The sequence below is a fragment of the Okeania sp. genome (assembly GCF_983059655.1).
Genome location: NZ_CEZPJD010000891.1, coordinates 1 through 3,042 on the forward strand (window position 1 = coordinate 1; position 3,042 = coordinate 3,042).

Sequence of the window (3,042 nt, forward strand, 5' to 3'; positions counted from 1 at the left end):
GTTTCCAACTAATCCGCATTAAACCCAGCGGGGGGGAGTTCGGTTTTGGAACGACGACAGAACAAGGCTTTCAGACCCCCAAATCGACGCACCCCTTTGATAAAAAAATCAACAAGGCAAATTTTGCCAAAATGACGACCCTCAAACCCTCTCCTGGCATGGCATCGACGCAGTTTGACGAGAGAATGAGGGTTCCAGCGATTCTGCGAGGTGCGTCGATGGGGTACCATGCAAACATGAAAAACCACCTTTTAATCACTCCTAAAAAACTAGAAATGACTAAAAAGCTACTGGTATTCATTTATCGAGGTTCTTTATACCGATGTGCTTACTTTTTATCTTAACCTTAAGTATACAAATTGTCTACTCTTTTTGTGAAGTCAAAAGTCAAAAGTCAAAAGTCAAAAGTTAGATACCCTGGGGTGACATACTCCCACACTATACCGTAAGGTTAGTGTGGGCTTCTCGTTTCGCAGTCCCGGTACCCCGTCGGACTCCACGAGCTTTAAGAACGGAATGCCCTACCGCCCTATTTTTGATATTTATCGCTGCATTCACATCGCGGTCTATGACAATACCGCAATGCGGACAAGAATGAGTTCGTGTGTTTAATTCTTTGGGGACTTTTTTTCCACAATTTGAGCAATCTTGGCTAGTATTTTTTGGGTTGACTCTTATCGTTTTCTGTCCAGCATTTCCGGCTTTGACAGTCAAAATAGAGAGGAATTTACCCCATCCTGCATCGTTAATTGATTTACTCAAACGGGTCTTTGCTAGTCCTTTAATGTTTAAGTTTTCATGGGCAATAACATCCGCTTTTGATAACAATTCATTGGCTGTTTTAAAATGAAAATCTTTACGTTTATCGGCAACCTTTTTATGTTGTTTAGCCACCGCTTTGACAGCTTTTAACCATCTTTTGCTTCCTTTCTTTTTACGGGATAAACGTTTTTGTAGAGTTTTTAATCTCTGCTGAGAAGAGCGGTAGTATTGAGGGATGGGGACAGATTCTCCTTCACTTGTGACTAAGAATTCTTTTAGCCCCATATCAATTCCTAGAGTATTTTTTGATGTAGGTTCAACTTGATTTGTTAAAGTTGGAACTGATTTGTCTTCTAGGGATAAAGTCAGATAATAACCATCTGCTTTACGACTAATTGTTACTGTTTTAATTTGAAAACCATCAGGTAACGGTCGATGTTGAATCAACTTGATATTGCCTATTTTTGGCAAGTCGATCTTGTTTTCTTGAATGCAGTATTGTTTGATTTGAGGATAAGTAAAACTGCGATAACGTCCAATTCCCTTAAACCTTGGTTTCCCTAATTTCTTTCCATTTTTGTCTGCTTTCAACCATCTATCAAAGGCAAGTTTTACTCGTTTTATGCAATCCTGCAGGACCTGAGAGTGAATTAGCTTGTATTCCGGAAATTTGTCTTTGGTATTAACCAAATCTTTTTTTTGAGAGTAATAATCTGGATTATCTCTTAGTTGAGGAATTGGCGTTACTAAGGGGCAGGCGTTAACCGGACAAAGGTTTTCTGACCACCATGAGAATCTTTCACTCAACCGATAGTTGTACTGCCGACGCAACAATTCCAACCACATTTCTATTGTGGCTAACTGTTCTTTATTTGGCCTTAATTTATATTGGTAGGCAGTGCGCATGGTGGAAAATTTCCGGGGTTATAGCGATATAATAATACAATTTTTTCAACTAGGGCGAAAGCTTCTGCTGGGATAGCATGCAAATTGAATGGGCATCGAACCTATTCAATTTGCCGCCGATTCAGCTAAAAATTTTGACAATACATTTGAAGTCAAAATTCAAAAGTCAGAAGTTAGATTCAATGTGACAATACATCGACTAAAAATATATTTAGTTTCAGGCAATTATATAATGAACGAAATAATTGGGTCTAAAACCCCGCCTTAAAAGGCGAAATATTTTTGGAGCGAAGCTCAAATCCCCTACTTCCCCTCCTGGGAGGGGTTAGGGGTGGGTTAACTTCTGACTTCTGACTTCTGCCTCCTGCCTCCTGCCCTCTGCCTTTCCTGATATCATGTCCAGTAGTATCGGAGCGTGTATAAAACAACGTAGCAATAGGAAAAAACCTTCTACCTTCTGCCTCCTGCCTTCTGCCTTCTGCCTTCCTTCCACCAAAATCTAATTACTCAACCGGACATGATATGAGTCATTGCCTCAACCCCAACTGTCAAATTCCCCAAAACCCAGACTGGAACATATATTGTCAAAACTGTGGCTCAAAACTACTACTCAAAGACCGCTATCGTCCCCTTAACCTCATTGGACAAGGAGGTTTTGGCAGAACATTCTTAGCTATCGACGAAGACAAACCCTCCAAACCCTATTGCGTCATTAAACAATTTTTTCCAGCATCCCAGGGCACAAACAATATCAGCAAAGCTGCCGAACTCTTTGAAAAAGAAGCTACAAGATTAGACGAACTGGGCAGACATTCCCAAATCCCCGAACTAATGGCCCACTTCATCCAGGATGGGCGACAATACTTAGTGCAAGAATTCATCGACGGACAAAATTTAGGCCAAGCTCTGGCGGTGGAAGGGCCTTACAATGAGGAGAAAATTAAAGCGTTACTGAATAATTTACTGCCAGTCCTGCAATTTATCCACTCTCACAACGTTATTCACCGCGACATCAAACCAGACAATATTATTCGTCGTCAAAACAGTGACAGTCAGTTAGTATTAGTAGATTTTGGTGCTGCCAAATATGCTCTAGGTACAGCACTATTGAAAACAGGTACTACTATTGGCTCTCCGGAATATACTCCCCCCGAACAAAACCGAGGCAAAGCAGTATTTGCCAGTGACTTATATAGTTTGGGAGTAACTTGCTTACATCTTTTAACCAACGTTTCCCCATTTGAGTTATTTGATGTGGGTGAGGGTACTTGGGTATGGCGACGTTATTTAAACAGTAATTCTGTGAGCGAACAGTTGGGTTATGTTTTAGATAAACTGGTGGAAAATGCTATTAACCGTCGCTATCAGTCTGTT

General features: G+C 40.7%; 3 protein-coding genes. 2 read left to right on the forward strand and 1 reads right to left on the reverse strand.

Features of this window, described 5'->3' with window-relative positions:
• The coding region (locus AC3DU7_RS29845; RefSeq protein ID WP_488042867.1) for a hypothetical protein at window positions 1-344 on the forward strand (344 nt) is incomplete at its 5' end.
• Window positions 345-438: 94 nt separating this feature from the next.
• On the opposite strand, the gene AC3DU7_RS29850 is transcribed toward AC3DU7_RS29845, so the two are convergent.
• Complete coding sequence (locus tag AC3DU7_RS29850) at window positions 439-1,668, reverse strand: RNA-guided endonuclease InsQ/TnpB family protein (protein ID WP_488042868.1); 1,230 nt, start codon at window positions 1,666-1,668, stop codon at window positions 439-441.
• Between the two features lie 522 nt (window positions 1,669-2,190).
• Between AC3DU7_RS29850 and AC3DU7_RS29855 the strand changes: the two genes are divergently transcribed.
• Window positions 2,191-3,042: protein kinase domain-containing protein (locus AC3DU7_RS29855; protein WP_488042869.1), on the forward strand; the 852-nt coding region annotated here is incomplete at its 3' end.

Excerpts from the sequence above, each read along its gene's own strand:
- AC3DU7_RS29850 (WP_488042868.1), bottom strand. The coding sequence starts at position 1,668 with ATGCGCACTGCCTACCAATATAAATTAAGGCCAAATAAAGAACAGTTA.